Here is a 20,470-nt window from a genome sequence, read left to right on the forward strand (position 1 = left end):
GAGATTTCCAATGTGTATGATCAAAATATAGAGAAGAACGGGAGGGGGAGTAGTTACTATCTATTTATATAAAAACAAATTAATTAATAAAACGCTATGGAAGAAAAGAAGAAATTATAGAAGTTAACAGATATCTGAAGAAGAGGGATTAATCATTTATTAGGTCAGAGAGTTGTTTGAAGAAATAATTGGTCTATAGATGATTGCAAATTCAGTATTGACTTTTATCATTGGGAGGGTTGATAGCTGTTTGGTTAGCATATGACATAGCTATCAACCATCAATACAATTTAAATAGAAGAGAGGAATGCTTTATGAAAAAATGCAGTAAAATTACATGTGCCAGTCTAGCACTTTTAATAGGTGGAGGTTCCCTGTTATACATAACATCAAACTCAATTGTAAAAGCAGAACCCATGCAAAATGTATCTAGTTCGTTACAAACAAGTACGCAACGCGATCGTACTTCCGTTAAGAAAGCAATACGGGATGAACTGCAACTTGGATACCCAGGAATACTCGCTCAAATTTCTAAGGATGGTAAGACTTGGAGTTATACCGCTGGAATAGCGGATCTGAGAACTAAGAAACCAATGAAAGCAGATTTTCGCTTTCGTATTGGCAGTGTGACGAAAACGTTCATTGCAACAGTTCTACTTCAATTATCTGGAGAGAATCGTTTGAATTTAGACGACTCCATTGAAAAATGGTTGCCTGGTGTTATTCAAGGAAACGGATATGATGGTAACCAGATTACGATCCGGCAAATATTGAATCATACAAGTGGTATTGCTGACTATATAAATTCAAAAGACTTTGATATTATGGATACAAAAAAATCTTATACGGCTGAAGAATTCGTAAAGATGGGGATTTCACTTCCCCCAGACTTTGCCCCAGGAAAGAGTTGGTCTTATTCAAACACAGGATACGTAATACTAGGGATCCTTATTGAAAAAGTAACTGGCAACAGCTATGCGGAAGAGGTTGAAAATCGGATTATTGAACCGCTTGATTTGTCAAATACATTTCTACCTGGTAATTCAAGCGTGATTCCAGGCACGAAGCATGCCCGTGGCTATATCCAACTAGACGGAGCAAGTGAGCTAAAAGACGTTACGTATATTAACCCAGGTAGCTCGGATGGAGATATGATTTCTACTGCTGACGATTTAAACAAATTCTTCTCTTACTTACTCAGTGGAAAATTACTGAAGGAACAGCAGCTAAATCAAATGCTTACTACAGTTCCTACAGAAAGAGAAGGAACCGGATATGGTCTTGGAATCTTTGAAACTAAGCTTCCGAATGGTGTTTCGGTATGGGGACACAGAGGTGGCGTTCTAGGCTTTTCCACTTTTGCTGGTGGAACACTTGGAGGCAAACATACATTGGCCGTCAATTCGAACAGTTTTAACATTAATAATCCAGAGTCTTTTAAAAACATTTTACTTGCTGAATTTAGCAAGTAAGCAAAAAGGAAAACCGGATAAGTTTTGTTATAGTTTTTAAAGTTTAAAATATGCCATTTTAGGTCAAAAAACAACTTACTCGCAAAAAAATTGAATAAAGCAAGTTCTTAAGTTGATAGGCATGAGGTCCCGACACGTCGTCCTTAAGCTTACGAAATAAATGTTTTCAATTTAGAGACGAAGTGAGATAGAAGCACAGTATCATCAAGTTAACAAAATAAAATTCTCCCTAAAATGAAAAAATACGCTATTCTTTCTATAGAATCATAGGAAAGGATGGCGTTTTTGTATCTGATCTATTACAACAATTTGGTTAAGGAATTTAAAACTTTTTATCTCCTAATACCTTATGAAATCTTACTAAAAATGTTAGTTTTGTACAACGAACCACATACCCATCAAGCTAAAGAACTAGTTACCCAAAAACTAGAAAAAGAGTGTGTTTCAAAAAGGGTATTATGTAAATGAAAGGGAATTAGGGGATTTATTTTTCGTTATGAAAAAAATTTTCTTTTTAAAACTTGATTAAAGAAAAAATATTTTATATACTAATTCATGTAAACGGTTTACTAGATCGTATTTTGCTAGAAACGAAGGGAAGATTCGCATGGAAACAAGGGGGAGAGTAATCGGGATTGATATCGGTACCACAAGTACAAAAACGGTTGTGTTCACAGAAAAAGGAAAAGTCGTTGCATCACATGCAGTTGATTATCCAATTATTCAACCGAACGTCGGATGGGCTGAGCAAGATCCTGATGTAATATGTGCCGCTGTCTATAAAACTGTAAGCGTTGCCATCGAAAAGGGTAATGTATTACCAGAAGATATTTCTTCAATCGGTATTAGTACAGCAATGCACGCATTAATTGCAGTAGATGAAAATGGTGCGCCGTTAACGCACTCTATTATTTGGGCAGATAATCGTAGTACGAAACAAGCAGAAAAATTATTACAACATATGAATGGACATGAAATTTATAAACGTACAGGTACACCAATTCATCCAATGTCTCCACTATCTAAGTTGTTATGGATGAAAGAAGAGGAACCAGAATTATATAAAAGTGCTTATAAATTTATTTCTATTAAAGAGTATGTTATTTACCAATTATTTTCACGCTACGTAGTTGATTATTCCATTGCTTCTGCTACAGGGTTATTCAATTTAGAAACGTTAAATTGGGATGTTGATGTGTTGGGAATGTTAAATATTTCTACAGAACAATTATCAACTCCAGTACCAACTACATATATTTTATCGGGTATGAAACCGGAATTAGCACAAAAGATGGGGATTCGTAAAGATACTCCAGTTGTGATTGGTGCAAGTGATGGAGTTCTTGCGAATGTAGGCGTTGGTGCAATATCGCCTGGCTCAGCTGCAATTACGATTGGAACAAGTGGTGCAGTTCGAACGATTTCATCAAGTGTTAATACAGATGAAAAAGGAAGAACGTTTTGTTATGCATTAACAGACGAGCATTGGGTGATCGGTGGACCAACGAATAACGGCGGAATATTATTGAGATGGTTACGTGATGAATTTGGTAGTCCAGAGCAAGAAGTAGCAAGGAAGCTTGGGATTGATCCGTATGATTTATTAATTAAGTATGCGGAAAGTGTACCGGCTGGGGCTGATGGATTACTGTTCTTGCCTTTCTTATCTGGTGAACGTGCACCTTACTGGAATGCAAATGCTCGTGGTACATTCTTCGGAATAAACCTTCAGCATAAACGAGAACATTTTATACGTGCAGTCATGGAAGGCGTTTGTATGAGTGTATATTCTGTTGCACTCGCAATCAGGGATTGTACAGGGCCACTTACCGAAATACGCGTTTCAGGAGGGTTTGCGAAATCTGCATTTTGGAGACAAATGTTATCCGATATGATGGGGAAAGAATTGCTTGTTCCTGAAAGCCATGAAGCATCTGCGCTTGGGGCAGCGGCAGTTGCTTTATATGCGGTAGGAAAAATTGATTCTCTTGAAGAGGTAAAGGATTGGATTGATATTGTCCATCACCATGTACCGAATAAAGAAAATACGGCTATATATTTAGAAATGTTTTATATGTATGAACGACTTTACAATCGCTTGAAAGAAGAATTTGATTGTATAGCTGCTTTCCAACGTAAACAATAGGGGGATTGGGAGAAATGGTAGTTGGGATCGTACTAGCGGCAGTTGTCATACTACTTTTACTTATTACGGTAGTAAAATGGCATCCGTTTGTCGCATTAATTTTAACAGCAATCGGTGTAGGGCTGGCAATGGGAATGCCATTGATTGGAACTTCACCAAAAGATCCAGGGATTATTGATTCTATTAAATTAGGGCTTGGTAATACGTTAGGGTTTTTAGCGATAGTTTTAGCACTAGGAACGATGCTTGGAAAAATGATGGCCGAATCTGGCGGTGCTGAACGAATTGCTAATACATTGATTGATCGTTTTGGGAAGAAACGTGTTCACTGGGCAATGATGTTCGTTGCATTTTTAGTGGGAATTCCAGTGTTTTTCCAAGTTGGATTTGTACTATTAATTCCATTAGTATTTACAATTGCGTTAGAAACTGGGGTATCACTTATTACAATCGGTATCCCGCTTGTAGCAGGGCTATCTGTTGTACACGGACTCGTTCCGCCGCATCCAGCAGCGATGGCAGCGGTAGGTATTTTTAAAGCGGATGTAGGGAAGACAATTTTATATGCATTAATTGTCGGACTTCCAACTGCAATTATTTCAGGTCCGCTTTATGGAAAATGGATCGGTGCTCGTATACATAAAGAAGTACCATTAGATATAGCTGAGCAATTTATTGAAAGAGATCAGAAGAAGGAACTTCCTAGTTTCGGAAATACATTGTTTACTATTTTACTTCCAGTATTTCTTATGCTAGGTGCATCAATAGCGGAAGTAGCGCTAAGCAAAACAAGTCAACTTGCACAAGTATTGCACTTTATTGGAGATCCAATAGTTGCATTATTAATTGCAACGATATATTCTTTCTTTAGTCTTGGTTATGCAAAAGGTTTCTCAAAAGATAAAGTGTTACAATTTACAAATGATTGCTTAGGCCCAATTGCGAACATACTGTTAGTTATTGGTGCAGGCGGAGCATTTAATAAAGTATTATTAGATTCTGGAATTGGAACGACAATCGCAGAAATGGCGAAAGAATCCCATATTTCACCGATATTATTAGGGTGGGGAATTGCGGCGCTTATCCGGATTGCAACTGGATCAGCTACTGTTTCAATGATGACAGCTGCTGGAATTGTTGCACCGATTGCAGCAAGTACACCAGGTGTAAATGTTGAACTACTAGCACTTGCAACAGGTGCTGGGTCATTAATTTTATCACATGTAAATGATTCTGGATTTTGGATGATTAAAGAGTATTTTGGAATGACAGTGAAAGAAACATTATTAACATGGACTGCAATGGAGACGATACTATCTGTTGTAGCACTTGGACTTATTTCGTTATTAAATATATTTGTATAGAATGGGAGATTGATTAATATGAAACTAGGTTTAATTGGATTAGGAAAAATGGGATTCCCATTAGCGGAACATTTATATGAAGACAAGCATGAAGTAGTTGTATATGACGTAAATAAAGAGCTTGTTGAAAAGGCAGGAAAACTAGGGATTACTGCACGTCATACGTTAAAAGAAATGATTGCTGAACTAGAAGCTCCTCGTACAATTTGGGTAATGGTACCTGCTGGAGAAGTTGTAGAGTCAGTACTAAAAGATGTATATCCATTATTAGAGGAAGGCGATATTGTTATTGAAGGCGGAAATTCATTCTATAAAGATACGTTACGCCGTGCAGAAGAAGCGAAAAGCTTTGGTTTACATTACGTAGATATCGGAACATCTGGTGGTGTAGAAGGAGCGAGATACGGTGCTTGCTTAATGGTTGGTGGAGAAAAAGAAATTTATGATCAATTAGAACCTTTATTTAAAGATTTAGCGGTAGAAAATGGGTATTCTTATGCAGGCCGTGTTGGTAGTGGGCATTTCTTAAAAATGGTACATAACGGTATTGAGTACGGCATGATGCAAGCAATCGCTGAAGGCTTTGAAGTGTTAGATAAAAGTGATTTTGATTTCAATTATGAAGATGTTGCAAAAGTATGGGCGAACGGATCAGTTATCCGTGGCTGGTTAATGGACTTAACTGAAAAAGCATTTGCAGAAGATCCGAAACTAGATGGCATTAAAGGTGTAATGAACTCTTCAGGAGAAGGGAAATGGACTGTTGAAACGGCACTTGAACTTCAAGCAGCGGCACCGGTAATCGCGATGTCACTATTTATGCGCTACCGTTCTCAAGAAGATGATACATTCCATGGAAAAGTAGTTTCAGCACTACGTAATCAGTTCGGCGGACATGAAGTTGTAAAAAAATAAGGATGTTTTTGAAAAGAAACTTGTGCATAAGCGCAAGTTTCTTTTTTTATAGCTTAAGAAATCACTAATTTTAAAATAGCAATCATTCATTGTTTTTTATTACAAATGACAGCTTCAACGTTCATCGATTGAACAATGTATTCTATATTTTCGTCTTTAACTAATAATAAAGTTGTAAAGTATTCATACATACTCATAAATGCTTAATCATTGTTTTTGTTAGTAATAATTAACTCATTCTAGCTAATGTCCCAATATAAAAATAAGAATAAATAAAATGAAATTTTCATAAATAGTAAAAGGATGCTTATGTCATCAGTGTAGCTATGAAATGGTGTTACATATGAAAAGAGCGTGTTAATAAAATATGAGGTGGTTAAATGGGAAATGAGCAAGTGAAGAATGTAGGAGAAGAAAAAAAATTATGTCTTTGTATGATTGTTAAAAACGAGTCTAGAATTATGGAAAGATGTTTAAATGCTACAAAATCAATTGTAGATTTTGTTTCTATTTGTGATACTGGATCAACTGATAATACACCTGAAATTATTGAAAATTGGTGTGAAGAAAATGAAATTCCTGGAACAGTTCATCATGAACCATTTAAAAACTTTGGTTATAATAGAAGTTTAGCTGTTTCATTAGCACAAAAAACATATCCAGAAGCAGACTATTTATTAATATTAGATGCAGATATGATATTAGAAGTTGATCCTGAGTTTGATAAGACTAGTTTAACGGAAGACCATTATCTTACACTGCAATATGATATTCATATTAAATATTGGCTTACACGGCTTTTAAAAGCTTCTTTACCATGGAAATCTGTCGGTGTTACTCATGAGTATTGGGATATAGATCGTTCCAAAGTTGGAGCGAATTACAATACGAGAGTAGCTAGGCTAGAGACGCTTGTCGTTAATGATCCTGGGGATGGCGGTAGTAAAGCTGATAAATTTGAAAGAGATGAGAGGTTGCTGTTACAAGGAATAAACGACCCAGAAACAACGCCAGACTTGCATATAAGATATTTATTTTATTTAGCCCAAACTTATTTTCATTTAAGTCAATTTGAAGATTCAATTAAATGGTATAAAAAACGAGTGGAAGCAGGCGGATGGGTTGAAGAGGTATTCTACTCGTTATTGCGAATAGGATTTTGTTATGAACAATTAGCGAACCGTTCAGCAAATAAACAACATGAAGTAACAGAAGCGGATGAAAAAGAAAATGCTAAGAAGCAAGAAGAACAATATACAGCATTAGCTGTTCTTTATTTTCAAAAGGCGTGGGAATATAGACCAACTAGGGCTGAGCCGTTATATCAACTTGCAAGAATGTATCGATTAAAATCTCAAAGCAATATTGCTTTGATGTATGCCCTGCAGGGAAAGGAAGTGCCTTTTCCAAAAGATGATCTTCTATTTGTAGATTATCATGTGTATGATTACTTATTTGATTATGAGATTTCTATAAATGCTTTTTATATACCACATAAAAAACATTTAGGTGCAGTATCACAAAAATATTTAGAATCGAAAAAAGAAGAGTTACCATTGCATATAGCAAATATGGTGGAAAGTAATGCGAAATTTTATTAAATACAATTTCGGTTAAAGGAGTAGTGGAGTAATCATGAAATTAATACGATGGGCGCTAGAACTAGGGGAATCGGTGCATGGAAATACGTATGAAGAATTGATGCCACTACTAGATTACTATTATGATCGTGATCATTTAAAAGCGTATTGTATCGCAAATCTTCTTTTAGACATGGACGTAGCAGATGAGCATCGGCAAAGAATTGAATTAAGAAGGTGCATTGCTGCTTATTATGCTGGATTATATAAAGTAGCAAAAAAACATGCCAATGAGCTTTTACTGAAATATCCGGATGTGGATTTATATAAAAATAATTTAAGGTTAATGGAAGCATATTTGAATAAAGGATATGATTATTGTCTGTTTATATGCCCAAAGACGTATGGGAGCTTCATAGATGTCGCGCGGGCTTTGAAATGGCGACTAGAGCAGGAGGGAAATACAGCAATCATATCAGAAACAATACTAGAAAATGTAAAAAATACAATTGTTTTTGGAGCGCATACATATGCACATAACCCGAATCTACTTCCGAAAAATGCAATTATATATAATCTAGAACAGCTATATGAAGGAAGCCCTTATGCGCACCCACTGTATTTAATTTTATTAAAAGATAAAGAAATTTGGGATTATAGTAAACAAAATATAGAATGGTTAAAACAAAAGGGAGTAGGAAAAGAAATAAAACATGTAGGAATGAACTATGCACCAACTTTAGAAATAAAAAAAGATGCATTTGAAGATGAGATTACGGAAGACATTGATATACTGTTTATAGGTGCTCTTAATCCGAGGCGGCAAGCTATTTTGGATCAATTAAAAGCAGTTGCTCCGAATTTAAATATTGTTTTTAAAAATAATGCGTGGGGAATTGTTAGAAATGAATTGATTGCTAGGGCTAAAATTATATTAAATATTCATTTTTACTTATCAGGAATTCTTGAAACACCTCGCGTATCTTATGCAGTCGCAAATAAGAAATTTATTATTTCCGAAAATAGTAATCCAGAAGATGAGGTAGAGTGGCCAGGAATTGTATTTACTCCGTACGAAAAAATAATTGAAAACGTAATGAAATATATAGAATTACCAGAAGAACGGAAAAGATTAGCGGAAAAAGCATATAATCATTTTGAAGCAAATGAAAGTTTAGTTACATTGAGCATGAGAGATGAATCAAAGTAATTGTACGAAACTCATACGAAAGTATGAGTTCTTTTTTGTTTATCATACTATTTTATGAAACAAGTTAACTCTTTATATTGTGTTTTGTATAGAAATTTCTGATAATATATAAGTAGAACTTGAAAACAAAGGGGAGAAATAATCATGAAACTAGTCGTTATTAACGGGACACCAAGAAAATTTGGTAGAACTCGCGTGGTGGCAAAATATATTGCGGATCAATTTGAAGGGGAATTATATGATTTAGCAATTGAGGAGTTACCTTTATACAATGGAGAAGAGTCACAACGTGATTTAGAGGCAGTAAAAAAATTGAAAACGTTAGTGAAAGCTGCGGATGGGGTTGTATTATGTACACCAGAATATCATAATGCGATGAGCGGTGCGCTGAAAAACTCTTTAGATTACTTAAGTAGTAGTGAATTTATTCATAAACCAGTTGCGTTGTTAGCAGTTGCTGGTGGCGGTAAAGGTGGAATAAATGCATTAAACAGCATGCGAACGGTCGCTAGAGGTGTTTATGCAAATGCCATTCCAAAACAAGTTGTGCTTGATGGATTACATGTGCAAGATGGTGAACTTGGGGAAGATGCCAAACCATTAATTCATGATGTAGTTAAAGAATTAAAAGCATATATGAGCGTATATAAAGAGGTGAAAAAGCAACTAGGAGTGGAGTGATATGTCCTCACTTTATCATGATTCTCGCTTGTATTACATTCTAGGGGCCAATAGTCTATCTGCTATTGGTTCCGGAATTGTTATGATAATGATTCCGTGGCTGTTAATTAAAGAGAGTGGAGGAGAGACAACGTTTGGCTATGTTTCCATCATCTCAACTCTAATTATGTTTTTATTAACGCCGTTTATCGGGCAAAGTATTGATCGCTTCTCAAGAAAATCTTTATTGTTATGTAACGAAGGGATCGGGATAGCCGTAATCGGAATAATGGTTATGTGGGGATTTGCTGGGCAATCCTATCATTCTATTCACTATATTCTTATTTATATAGCAGGGTCTTTTTACTATTTGTTATTTTATCCTACAATTTTTGTGTTTAACCAAGAAATTTTCCAAGCAGAACATTATAAAAGTTTAAGTGGGACGATGGAAATACAAGGACAGTTAACACAAGTTATTTCAGGAGCAGCCGCGAGCTTCTTAATTGAAATTGTGTCTTTGAAGTGGATTTTGTTAGTAGATATGTTTACTTTTGTAGGAGCACTTTTCCTGTTCTTATGTATACCATACGTAAAGAAAAAGGAAGTAAAAAAGAAAGTAACATTTAAGAAGCAATTGTTCGAAGGAATTCACTTTATGAAAAAACGTCCCAAGCTCTTTTGGTTCTTACTGGCCACTTATATGCCATTTATCGGTGTCATGATGGCAAATTATTTAATACCAGTTTATATTTCGGATATACTCAAAGCCAATGCCTCTGTATATGCAATAGAGGGCATGATGTACGGTGTCGGAGCAGTTGTTGCAGGGATCTGTATTCCACTCATAATGAAATATGTGAAAACAGAAGTTTCAATCGTTATGACGATGTTCATTTATGTAATTTCAATTACCGCAATGAGTATTGAACCTTCCGTAATGTTGTTATATGGACTTGCGATTTTACATGCGATTGGAAATGCGGGGACAAGAGTGGCGAGAAATGTATTGATGATGGAGGAAATTCCAAACGAAGTAATGGGACGCGTAGACAGCTTATTTCGATTAATTGGTACAGGAATACGAATTGTATTATTAATGCTGTTTACAGCTGGTGTATCTAAAGCTGGGGTAATGCTCCCGTTTTACGTACTTAGCTATATATTGATTCTATCATTAGGAATTGCTCTTTATTATGTATATTCACAACGTAAAGTAGGGACGAACGTTTCTAATAAATCAATCGTTTGAAAAAACACTTCTGCCTCCCTTTCTTTTTCTATATAATCAAAAGAAAGGGAGTGAATACTTATTTATGAACAAATGGATCTTTCTTATAATTTTATTATTACCGCCACTATACATCATTTATATGACGTTTCGAATGAACAAAGTTGCTCGTGAAAAATTGAGCTATCACTCTCCGTACGTTCTTATACTGGGTGCAAAGTTATTTGGAGATAGACCGTCTTTATCTCTTCAAAATCGTTTGGATGTAGCGTTGGAGTATTTATTTTCCCATCCTGAAGCGAAAGTAATTGTTTCAGGTGGTCAAGGGGAAGATGAAGATATACCAGAAGCTCACAGTATGAGAAACTATTTAATGGCACATGGTATAGATGAGAGTCGTATTTTAATAGAAGACAGCTCTACAAATACGTATGAAAATTTAAAGTTTAGTATGGATTTATATGATGTGAAACATGCAGTAGTTGTAAGTAATACGTATCATTTATATAGAACGAAAATTATCGCAAAGCGTTTAGGTATGAAGATGGAGGCACTAGCTGCTGAAACACCAATGCGTTCTAAGAAAAAAATGTATGTGCGTGAATATGCTGCTATAATGAAAACAATATTGTTAGACCGTTAGAGCTCAAATGTGAGCTCTTTTTTTTGTAGAATAATGCGTATCATTTGAAATGAATTCCATATTCCATCAAAATAAAGGAAACAACGATAAAGGAGTTGTATTTGTGATTCAGTTTAATCAAGTGTCAAAATCATATGAAGATGGCACAAAAGCAGTGGATTCATTGCATTTAGAAATTAAAAAAGGAGAATTTTTTGTTCTCATTGGTCCGAGTGGTTGCGGGAAAACAACGACAATGAAGATGGTTAATCGTTTAATTGAAACGACTGAAGGCTCAATTTTAATCGATGGAAAAGATATTCAACAATATAATATTAATGAATTACGCTGGGATATAGGGTACGTGCTGCAGCAAATCGCTTTGTTTCCGCATATGACAATTGCAGAAAATATTGCAGTTGTTCCTGAAATGAGAAAATGGAATAAAGAAAAAATAAAAGCCCGTGTCGATGAGTTGCTACAGATGGTCGGGCTAGAACCAGATGTATATCGTAATCGTATGCCTGATGAATTGTCAGGGGGGCAAAAGCAACGTGTTGGTGTCGTACGGGCATTAGCCGCAAATCCGAAAATCGTTCTTATGGATGAACCGTTTAGTGCGTTAGATCCGTTAAGTAGGGAACAGCTTCAGAAGGATATTGTACAATTGCAAAAAAAGATTCAAAAAACAATTGTGTTCGTAACGCATGATATGCAAGAAGCGTTATCGCTTGGAGATCGTATTTGTATTATGAAAGAAGGAAAAGTTGTTCAATTAGATACACCAGAAGGTATTATACATAATCCGAAAAATGAATTTGTAGAGGAGTTCATTGGAAATCGTGGACGACCTTGGTATGAGGGCATGAATATAGAAGATGTAATGTCGTTAGACAATCGTATACGAGTTGAAGGGACTGCTATATCTTTGCATTCCCCTTTACAAGAAGCACTAATCCGCTTACAAACTGAAGAATCAGTGCCAGTTGAAGAAAATGGTCAATATGTTGGCGCTTTAACAAGTCGTCATATTGTCAATTACATTGTTGAACAAATGAAGGAAAGAGGCTAAACAGTGACTGATTTTATACAAACGTTCCAAGAACGAAAAATAGAATTACTAACTGCATTAAGTGAGCATTTACAAATATCGCTTATTTCATTATTTTTTGCAGTAATTATTGCGGTACCACTTGGCATTTTATTAACGAGAAAAGAACGACTGGCTGAGTTTATAATAGGAACTTCAGCAGTAATGCAGACAGTCCCATCGCTTGCATTACTAGGACTATTAATTCCGTTAGTAGGAATTGGCAAACTTCCAGCCATTATTGCTTTAGTTGTGTATGCACTATTACCTATTTTACGAAATACATATACAGGAATAAGGGAATTAGATGAATCACTAATAGAAGCCGCGAGAGCTATGGGGATGAATAGTTGGAGAAGACTGTGGAAGGTAGAACTTCCTCTTGCTTTACCAATTATTATGGCCGGTATTCGTACGGCGATGGTATTAATTGTTGGAACAGCTACATTAGCAGCTCTTATAGGTGCTGGTGGGCTCGGTAAACTCATTTTACTTGGTATCGATCGGAATGATCATGCGCTTATCATTTTAGGGGCCGTACCAGCCGCGTTACTCGCTTTATTCTTTGATGTAGTACTTCGCATACTTGAACAACCAAAACGCTCTTCTAAGCGTGTTATATTGACGATATGTATCGCTCTTGTAATGGTCGCCGCTCCATTTCTTTGGAATACACAAAAAAAAGATATTGTTATTGCGGGGAAACTTGGATCAGAACCTGAAATTTTAATTCAAATGTATAAGCAGCTTATTGAACAAGATACCGATTTACACGTACAATTAAAACCAGGTCTTGGAAAAACAGCGTTTGTATTTGAAGCGTTAAAATCAGGAGAAGTAGATATATACCCAGAGTTTTCAGGAACAGCTTTATCTACTTTCGTGAAGGAAGAACCGAAAAGTACAAATCGTGATGAAGTATATGAACAAGCTCGCATAGGAATGGAAAAGAAATATAATATGTCCATGTTGAAGCCGATGGAGTATAATAATACATATGCATTAGCTATGCCGAAAAAAATAGCAGCCCAAAATAATATAAATACAATTTCTGATTTAGGAAAAATTGCACAGGATGTAAAAGTAGGATTCACATTAGAATTTGCTGATCGTGAAGACGGTTATAAAGGAATGCAAAAATTATATAACTATAAGTTTTCAAATGTGAAAACGATGGAACCGAAACTACGTTATAGTGCAATTCAATCAGGGGATGTTAACGTAATCGATGCATATTCAACAGATAGTGAGCTGGAGCAATACGGACTTAAAGTACTAAAAGATGATAAAGGGTTATTCCCACCATATCAAGGTGCACCATTATTAAGAAAAGAGACGTTACAGAAATATCCTGAGCTTGAAAAAGTATTAAATAAATTATCTGGGAAGATTACAGATGAAGAAATGCGAAAAATGAATTATGAAGTAAATGTGAATGGGAAAAGTAGTGAAGAAGTTGCGAAACAATTTTTACAAAAAGAGAATTTACTTCGTTAATTTTACAAGAAATATACAAATTTATATGTATGAAATGACCGTTCATTACAAAATGGACGGTTTTTTTGTGCATACTTATACATTTTTTCAAAAAAGTATTCCATTTTTCTTCATTTTCTTTTAGAATAAGTAATGTTTTCCTGAAAAAATATAAGAGAAACGTCTATTAGAGAAAAAGGTGACTTTAATAGTTGAACGAACATAACACCTAGAATGACAGATGGGGTGGTACAAATAGAAAAGAAGTTAGGTTTTTTTCCATTAATCGCATTAGTAGTTGGAACAATGGTTGGTGGCGGTGTTTTTAGTTTACCGCATGATTTAGCAGTAGGAGCAAACAGTGGCGCAATAATAATTGGCTGGTGTATTACAGCGATGGGAATGATTCCACTTGCGCTCGTATATCAAACGTTAGCAAGACAAAAACCGGAACTTGAAGGTGGAATTTATAGTTATGCACGTGCTGGTTTCGGTGAATATATTGGATTTAATAGTGCTTGGGGATATTGGCTAGCAGGAATCTTAGGTAATGTCGCAACAATTATGTTACTGTTTAGTACATTAGGTTATTTCTTTCCAATTTTCAAAGGAGGAAATAATGTTGCGTCTATCGTTGGGGCATCACTTTTATTATGGACACTTCATTTTCTAATTTTATTTGGAATCCGTGAAGCTTCTATTATGAATGTGATCGCAACAATAGGGAAGTTAGTTCCAATCGTTTTATTTATTGTTGTAATGGTAACAGCCTTTCGCTGGGACACATTTACACATGATTTTTGGGGAGAAGGAACGATCTCACTTTCCGCTATACTTGGTCAAGTGAAAAATACAATGCTTGTAACACTTTGGGTTTTCATTGGAGTTGAAGGAGCGGTTGTATTATCTGGAAGAGCGAAGAATAGTCGAGATGTTGGTAAGGCAACAGTATTGGGACTTATTTTAGTAATGTCCATTTATATTTTAATTTCTGTCTTGTCGATGGGAGCTATGACAAGAGGCGAACTTTCTGTGTTAGAAACTCCGTCAATGGGACATGTATTAGAGCACGTTGTTGGTCCATGGGGTGCAGTTGCGATTAACATCGGATTAGTTGCTTCACTTGTCGGTACATTAATTGGCTGGTTTTTACTTGTTTCTGAAATTTCACACGTAGCAGGAAAAGATGGCGTATTTCCGAAAGTCTTTACGAAAACAAATAAAAAACAAACACCGCACATGGCATTATGGATCTCAAATGGTGTTGCCCAAATTATATTTATCATCGTTTTGTTTTCGGAATCAACATATCAAATTATGTATTTCATTGCATCAACATCAATTTTATTACCATATTTATTATCAGCGTTATTCCAATTTAAATTAGTCATTACAAACGAACTAAAAGACGCTAAATTAAAAAACGGAGCGTTAGCTTTAATTGCTTCTATTTACTCTGTATGGCTTCTTTATGCAGCGGGTTTAAAGAATTTACTACTCGTTTCAATTGTGTATGGAATTGGAATTATTGTTTACACGTTTGCAAGAAAAGAACAAGGGAACCGTTGCTTTGCAGGTGCAGAGAGATATGTGATGTGGGCAATTATTATTGCGGCTATCACATCACTGTATATGTTATTAACTGGAAATATAAAAATGTAAAAAGTCCTTTTCATTTAAAGGGCTTTTTTCTTTGTTTAGAGAATATTTACTACATAAGATATTCAGGAGGGATGAGAATGGAAGAAAAAGAACAGTTGTCTAGAATAATTGATTTAGCTAGCGAGTTAAGGAAAGTATTAGTGCAAGAATCATTTTTTAATCATCATCCTGAACTGAGAGGAGTCATTGAAAATTTAGCAAGTTCTGTTGAAAATTTGGCGGAATTACAAAAAAGTAACGATGAAAACGCTGAAGATCGATTACGTTACGTACTTGCGAAAATGAAAATTGCTCATAATGCAATTTTACAAGAGAAAAAAGCATTTCCTTCTCATTAATATACGTTTTCATTTTGAACCTGGCGGATAACGTCAGGTTTTTTGTTTCTAGTTTTTCGTTTTTTTCATACACTAAGAATAGTATGAAAAAAGAAGGTGACGAAGGTGAAATTACATAAAGCTCTTCAGCCAAGTTTTATAAAACGAATGTACTATATGAGGTTTATCGGGAAGTTTACAAAAGCAGAGAGAGAGAAGAGTGGAGAGAATTTCTTTGTACAATGCCTATCGCCAATACCACTCACGTTACAAGAGCAATTAAAAAATGAACCATACGTATTTGAAGGTTTATGTAGCAATAAAAAGAATGAAAAAGTCTTTTCGGAATTAAAGAAAAGAAAATTAGAAAAGCAATTGGTTATGTTTCGCCTCTATTATGAAAGAGGACATTTATACGTGGAGTTAATTTGTACAGAGGAACCGCGAGAAGTGGTAAACGACTATAAAATGATTCCAGTACCTAAAGTTTCCGATTTCAGAAAGGGAGAGTCTTTAGAAAGAAAACTTGGTAATGGTTATTTGTCATTTCTAATGCCAAAATATCCAAAAGACTTTGAGCCTCCTGAATTATTGTGGCATGAGGGAAGATTATATGGAAATATATCTTTAAAGTCATCATCAATTAGTTCAATCGCATATTTTGAACAGCAGCGGGAATGTAAGTATATAGAATTAAATGACTGGATGAAGTATGTAGAAATAGCGGTAGAAGATCAATTATATTTTGTAAGCAATCATGTGTATGAGCAATTAAAAAAACGAATGACCGAAGAAGGTAAGCTTGTAGAGGTAGAGGAAATAAAAGTGCATAAGGATGAATGGGAATGGGATGAGCGTGAATCCGTCTTTTTACAGTATGTAAAAAGTTTTGTGCGTAATAAAGGGATATATTTGGATGAAACTGATATTTATAATTTTCATATAAGTGCAAAAACAAATATGTTGACGATTCTTGGTGGTATACCAGGCGCTGGGAAATCCCGTTTTGTGCAAGCTTATGCAGAAGCACTTGGATTACAGTATGGAGAAGAATTGGTTTGGATTCCGATTTCACCATCGTATCAAGAACCACATGATTTACTTGGTTACCTTCACCCAAATGGTTCTTTTATTGAAAGTGAAACAAAATTAGTTAGGGCGTTAATGAAGGCGAAAGAAAATCAAAATCAGCTGTATATAATAGTTTTTGATGAAATGAATATGTCACATATTGAGCATTGGTTTACTCCATTTCTATCTGTTCTTCAACTTGAAAAGCAAAACCGTATTTTAAATTTGTATGAAGGTGTACAAGAAAAAGAAAATCCAATTCCACCAACAATTGAAATTGGAGAAAATATTATATTTGTAGGTACTGTGAATTTTGATGAAACAACGAAAGAGCTCTCAGATCGATTATTAGATCGGACGAATGTAATAACTTTACGAAAGATTCCGTTTTGTGAGATGTGCATGGAGCAGGAGAAAGTTGTATTACAAAAACCTCTGAAAGTAACTACAGGAGAATTTCGTATAAATTGGGTAAGGAATAAATCAATGATTGAAGTATTTTCTGAAGAAGAGTTAGAGTTGTTAGATAAATTACATGGTGTATTGTCATCACACGATGCGTCAAAGGGAATTTCTTTTCGATGTGCAAATGCAATAGCTACTTACTTGCAAAATATACCGTTCCAAAATAATCATTCCTATATGATCAGTAGAGAAGAAGGATTTGATTTACAAATAAAGCAACGTGTATTGACGAAAATAAGAGGGACTGAAATGATGGTGGGTTCTTTACTTTCTGAAGAAGTAAAAAGGGGGGCGACATTAGTACCTCTCTTGCAATCTACACTTGCAAACAGAGTATCTACATTTGAACACTCTTTAGCATATATAAGAGAAAAGCGTAGAGAACTGGAGTTGTATGGCTATGCAAAATGAAGGGCGATATGAAACAGAAATCGTTGATACGAAAGAAACACTCCCTTTTGTATTAAAGTTAATCATTGGATCTGAGGCAAAAGGGGAATATATATTATTAAATCGTCTTTGTACATCTACTACAGCATTAGTTCAATGTATTTATAAAGTACAAGAATTAAAACCAATTAGATTGCATTACCATTATGAAAGTCCAATGAATATTACTTTTATATGGAATAAAGTATATGAGGGACAGAAAAATATAAAGGAATCAAAATATGAAATAAATGAAAAAAAACAAAAGGTATTAATATATGAACATGGAAAAACGGAATTCTTTTATCCATGGCGTTGTGGCTTATATCATTTTGAAGTGAATATAGAAGATAAAACGTATTATGGCGCTTTTCAAGTCGTTCCCAAAAATTTTTTTGATGATCAATTTGAAATGATTCAAAACTATGTAAAGTCAATTTTAAATGAGTTGATTTTAGATAGAGGTTATTATAAAAAGACTTTCTCTACACTTAGTGATATTGAAGATTCTTCTTATTTAGTGTTACTTAGAAAATTGCCGCAAAAAATGAAAAAGATAAAGCAAATTTTTAAGAAAATAGAATTGAGTTCAAATTTTATACATGAATATAAATGGGAAGAAAAGGAGCGGAAAGCAACGAGAAAAGGAGCCATTGTGGCGGAAAGAAAACCTTATGCAAAAAAATATAATCGTAAGTTTATAGAACAAAAAAATAGTAAGGAAAATGCTTTTCTTAAATTTAAAGCGATGCAATTTAATCTCTATTTACTTGAAGCTGAAAGTTTTTTACGTCAAACAATTGAAATATTAGAAAGAGAAAAAAAGAAGAAATCAGAAGAATTTCAAGCTGTAAAAACGATTATACAAACAATTGAGCGTAATGGTTCAGTAACCGATAGAGAGAAACAAAAATATAAAAATATACATTTACTAAAAGAGGCGGATTTGCGAAAAAGTTCTATGAAGATACAAGAATATAAAATATTAGCTCATTTTGTACATGAAAGTGTACAATACTTTCAAACTTTAATGCATTCTCCATTTTGGAGAGAAGTTTCCGAAACGGGTAACATGAACTCACATAATTTACCGATACCACATCAACAACTACTACAGCATTTAGATTTACTTCCACAATATACAAATCAATCTCCATCTTTATTATTTGTTTATAAACCAACATTTTTAGTGTATGAATATTACGCTTTTTTTATCGTTATTTCCATGTTAGAGCAAATTGGCTTTGAGGCTATAAATTCCATCCGTGAACAAATACAAGAACATTTTTATGTTGATGGATTACAAGATGGAACGACAGTAGTTTTACATCAAGATGACATTAGAGTGCATGTCGCATTTAATGATTTAATTGAAACACATCCACTTATTGCATTAAGTAAAGGGAGTAATTTTTATAATGGAGAAGACACGAAGAAGCCAGATATTCGCTTAGACTGTTATGTAAAGGAAGAAGAGAAATATATATATCAATCTTCTATTATTATCGAAGTGAAATATAGCCCAATGTACAATATTTTTCAGCACGTTGGAAATACAAAAGCAACTGAGCAAATGTATAAGTACTGGTCTATAAAATATGTAGAAGAACAGGATGGAAGGCGAGTCTATTATCGAAGGGCCATTTATGAAGTCATTTGTGTATATCCAGGAAGTCATATGCACAGTAAAAAAATTGAGTCTGGGTGCGGTGTGTTCTTGCAACTATATCCATATAAAACGAAACAAGGGGAAGAGAGATTAGCTGGAAAACATGGAATGGTACAAATTTTTGAGAAGTGGTTAAAAAGCATTAAGAAGTAAAAGAAATCCTTTTTCATAAAGGATTTCTTTTAGGTTAAGCAGAATTATATGCAGTGTGGAAAGAAGCATACTACGATTTGAATTTGAAAGTAATCTAAATATGTTGTAAGAAGAGCGGTACATGAGAGATAAAAGACAATGAAGGTGGAATTTAATTCATTTTACAGAATATAATAAGTCGTAAATATTTTTAGTTGCATACGAAGGTTTGTTCTTATATGATAGATAGTGAAAGCGTTATCAAAAACAGAGCGGCGATGGGAAAGGCGGGTATATATGTTCCAGCGTGTTCAAACAAAGGAAGAACATTTTTGGTTCGAGCAACTATGGGGAGATTTTTGTGAAGAAAGAAACTTAATGTTCGTAGAACGTAATTTAAATCCATCACGATTTTTATTAATAGAAGATGAACATCATATCGGTACAGTAGAATGTATGAAGTATACGGTACCAGAGCAATCAAATTCTGAGTTTTTCTATCCGTTTTCTAAAAATGACTTAGTGAAAGATTTGAAAAATGTATATGAAATAGGAAAGTTAAGTATTGCGAAAACGTCTCGTGGGAGAGGACACTTCAAAAGATTAACAGCTATTTTATTTATGCATGCATTAGAAACGAAAGCAGAATGGTATATTGCAGCAGTTACAAAAAGAATGTATATGTATTTATTAACACTCGGTTTCCCAATTGAACCGATAGATAATCCATTTCAGTTTCATGATACTTTACAAGGTGTACCAGTACGAATTCATGCCCGAAAAGGGGCTACACATTTGTATTCTTTAAAAGAATTTCGAGATGTGATTCAAGGGAACGCTCATGCACAGGCATTAATCGCAGAATACAGTAAAAATATTATGTTAACCAAATAAAACGAAATGAATATGTATAATAAAGAGAATGCTATTTTAATATGAAATCATTCTTCATGAAAAAA

General features: G+C 34.6%; 16 protein-coding genes and 1 pseudogene. 16 read left to right on the forward strand and 1 reads right to left on the reverse strand.

Going from position 1 to position 20,470, the window contains the following annotated elements; translation table 11 throughout:
• The first annotated feature begins 314 nt into the window (after nucleotides 1-314).
• The 4 genes from ATN06_RS11225 (at nucleotide 315) to gnd (ending at nucleotide 5,897) form a co-directional block, all read left to right on the forward strand.
• Nucleotides 315-1,472 carry a serine hydrolase domain-containing protein gene (locus ATN06_RS11225; protein ID WP_060630693.1) on the forward strand — a complete coding sequence of 386 codons (1,158 nt, stop codon included), beginning with the start codon at nucleotides 315-317 and terminating at the stop codon, nucleotides 1,470-1,472.
• Between the two features lie 607 nt (nucleotides 1,473-2,079).
• Nucleotides 2,080-3,618, forward strand: a complete 1,539-nt coding sequence (gntK, locus tag ATN06_RS11235; RefSeq protein WP_060630695.1) for a gluconokinase — start codon at nucleotides 2,080-2,082, stop codon at nucleotides 3,616-3,618.
• A gap of 14 nt (nucleotides 3,619-3,632) precedes the next feature.
• Nucleotides 3,633-4,982 (forward strand): GntP family permease, encoded by a 1,350-nt coding sequence (locus tag ATN06_RS11240; protein ID WP_060630696.1) that lies wholly within the window; start codon nucleotides 3,633-3,635, stop codon nucleotides 4,980-4,982.
• Between the two features lie 18 nt (nucleotides 4,983-5,000).
• Nucleotides 5,001-5,897, forward strand: a complete 897-nt coding sequence (gene gnd, locus ATN06_RS11245) for a phosphogluconate dehydrogenase (NAD(+)-dependent, decarboxylating) (RefSeq protein WP_060630697.1) — start codon at nucleotides 5,001-5,003, stop codon at nucleotides 5,895-5,897.
• A gap of 72 nt (nucleotides 5,898-5,969) precedes the next feature.
• Here gnd and ATN06_RS28275 read toward each other — a convergent pair.
• Nucleotides 5,970-6,151: pseudogene (locus tag ATN06_RS28275) on the reverse strand (DUF2711 family protein); the annotation flags it as partial.
• Nucleotides 6,152-6,277: 126 nt separating this feature from the next.
• Between ATN06_RS28275 and ATN06_RS11250 the strand changes: the two are divergent.
• The 12 genes from ATN06_RS11250 (at nucleotide 6,278) to ATN06_RS11305 (ending at nucleotide 20,405) form a co-directional block, all read left to right on the forward strand.
• Nucleotides 6,278-7,498 (forward strand): tetratricopeptide repeat-containing glycosyltransferase, encoded by a 1,221-nt coding sequence (locus ATN06_RS11250; protein WP_060630698.1) that lies wholly within the window; start codon nucleotides 6,278-6,280, stop codon nucleotides 7,496-7,498.
• A gap of 34 nt (nucleotides 7,499-7,532) precedes the next feature.
• Nucleotides 7,533-8,687, forward strand: coding sequence for a CgeB family protein (locus ATN06_RS11255; protein ID WP_060630699.1), 1,155 nt, complete (start codon nucleotides 7,533-7,535; stop codon nucleotides 8,685-8,687).
• 144 nt (nucleotides 8,688-8,831) lie between these two features.
• On the forward strand, nucleotides 8,832-9,368 hold the full coding sequence (locus ATN06_RS11260) for an NADPH-dependent FMN reductase (RefSeq protein ID WP_000780355.1): 537 nt from the start codon (nucleotides 8,832-8,834) through the stop codon (nucleotides 9,366-9,368).
• 1 nt (nucleotide 9,369) lies between these two features.
• On the forward strand, nucleotides 9,370-10,599 hold the full coding sequence (locus tag ATN06_RS11265) for an MFS transporter (protein ID WP_060630700.1): 1,230 nt from the start codon (nucleotides 9,370-9,372) through the stop codon (nucleotides 10,597-10,599).
• A gap of 64 nt (nucleotides 10,600-10,663) precedes the next feature.
• Nucleotides 10,664-11,221 carry a YdcF family protein gene (locus ATN06_RS11270; RefSeq protein WP_060630701.1) on the forward strand — a complete coding sequence of 186 codons (558 nt, stop codon included), beginning with the start codon at nucleotides 10,664-10,666 and terminating at the stop codon, nucleotides 11,219-11,221.
• A gap of 103 nt (nucleotides 11,222-11,324) precedes the next feature.
• Nucleotides 11,325-12,272 carry an ABC transporter ATP-binding protein gene (locus ATN06_RS11275; protein WP_060630702.1) on the forward strand — a complete coding sequence of 316 codons (948 nt, stop codon included), beginning with the start codon at nucleotides 11,325-11,327 and terminating at the stop codon, nucleotides 12,270-12,272.
• 3 nt (nucleotides 12,273-12,275) lie between these two features.
• Nucleotides 12,276-13,787 carry an ABC transporter permease/substrate-binding protein gene (locus tag ATN06_RS11280; RefSeq protein WP_060630703.1) on the forward strand — a complete coding sequence of 504 codons (1,512 nt, stop codon included), beginning with the start codon at nucleotides 12,276-12,278 and terminating at the stop codon, nucleotides 13,785-13,787.
• A 213-nt stretch (nucleotides 13,788-14,000) separates the two neighbouring features.
• Nucleotides 14,001-15,428, forward strand: coding sequence for a basic amino acid/polyamine antiporter (locus ATN06_RS11285; protein ID WP_060630704.1), 1,428 nt, complete (start codon nucleotides 14,001-14,003; stop codon nucleotides 15,426-15,428).
• Between the two features lie 77 nt (nucleotides 15,429-15,505).
• Nucleotides 15,506-15,766 (forward strand): hypothetical protein, encoded by a 261-nt coding sequence (locus ATN06_RS11290; protein ID WP_060630705.1) that lies wholly within the window; start codon nucleotides 15,506-15,508, stop codon nucleotides 15,764-15,766.
• Between the two features lie 105 nt (nucleotides 15,767-15,871).
• A complete protein-coding gene (locus ATN06_RS11295) occupies nucleotides 15,872-17,692 on the forward strand; it encodes an AAA family ATPase (RefSeq protein ID WP_060630706.1) in 1,821 nt (606 codons plus the stop codon).
• A complete protein-coding gene (locus tag ATN06_RS11300) occupies nucleotides 17,682-19,532 on the forward strand; it encodes a hypothetical protein (protein ID WP_060630707.1) in 1,851 nt (616 codons plus the stop codon). The genes ATN06_RS11295 and ATN06_RS11300 overlap by 11 nt, the downstream gene beginning before the upstream one ends.
• A gap of 276 nt (nucleotides 19,533-19,808) precedes the next feature.
• A complete protein-coding gene (locus tag ATN06_RS11305; protein WP_060630708.1) occupies nucleotides 19,809-20,405 on the forward strand; it encodes a hypothetical protein in 597 nt (198 codons plus the stop codon).
• Nucleotides 20,406-20,470 lie beyond the last annotated feature (65 nt).

The organism is Bacillus thuringiensis, assembly GCF_001455345.1.
GTDB lineage: Bacteria > Bacillota > Bacilli > Bacillales > Bacillaceae_G > Bacillus_A > Bacillus_A thuringiensis_N.

Excerpts from the sequence above, each read along its gene's own strand:
- ATN06_RS11225 (WP_060630693.1), top strand. The coding sequence starts at position 315 with ATGAAAAAATGCAGTAAAATTACATGTGCCAGTCTAGCACTTTTAATA.
- gntK (WP_060630695.1), top strand. The coding sequence starts at position 2,080 with ATGGAAACAAGGGGGAGAGTAATCGGGATTGATATCGGTACCACAAGT.
- ATN06_RS11240 (WP_060630696.1), top strand. The coding sequence starts at position 3,633 with ATGGTAGTTGGGATCGTACTAGCGGCAGTTGTCATACTACTTTTACTT.
- gnd (WP_060630697.1), top strand. The coding sequence starts at position 5,001 with ATGAAACTAGGTTTAATTGGATTAGGAAAAATGGGATTCCCATTAGCG.
- ATN06_RS11250 (WP_060630698.1), top strand. The coding sequence starts at position 6,278 with ATGGGAAATGAGCAAGTGAAGAATGTAGGAGAAGAAAAAAAATTATGT.
- ATN06_RS11255 (WP_060630699.1), top strand. The coding sequence starts at position 7,533 with ATGAAATTAATACGATGGGCGCTAGAACTAGGGGAATCGGTGCATGGA.
- ATN06_RS11260 (WP_000780355.1), top strand. The coding sequence starts at position 8,832 with ATGAAACTAGTCGTTATTAACGGGACACCAAGAAAATTTGGTAGAACT.
- ATN06_RS11265 (WP_060630700.1), top strand. The coding sequence starts at position 9,370 with ATGTCCTCACTTTATCATGATTCTCGCTTGTATTACATTCTAGGGGCC.
- ATN06_RS11270 (WP_060630701.1), top strand. The coding sequence starts at position 10,664 with ATGAACAAATGGATCTTTCTTATAATTTTATTATTACCGCCACTATAC.
- ATN06_RS11285 (WP_060630704.1), top strand. The coding sequence starts at position 14,001 with ATGACAGATGGGGTGGTACAAATAGAAAAGAAGTTAGGTTTTTTTCCA.
- ATN06_RS11290 (WP_060630705.1), top strand. The coding sequence starts at position 15,506 with ATGGAAGAAAAAGAACAGTTGTCTAGAATAATTGATTTAGCTAGCGAG.
- ATN06_RS11300 (WP_060630707.1), top strand. The coding sequence starts at position 17,682 with ATGCAAAATGAAGGGCGATATGAAACAGAAATCGTTGATACGAAAGAA.
- ATN06_RS11305 (WP_060630708.1), top strand. The coding sequence starts at position 19,809 with ATGTTCCAGCGTGTTCAAACAAAGGAAGAACATTTTTGGTTCGAGCAA.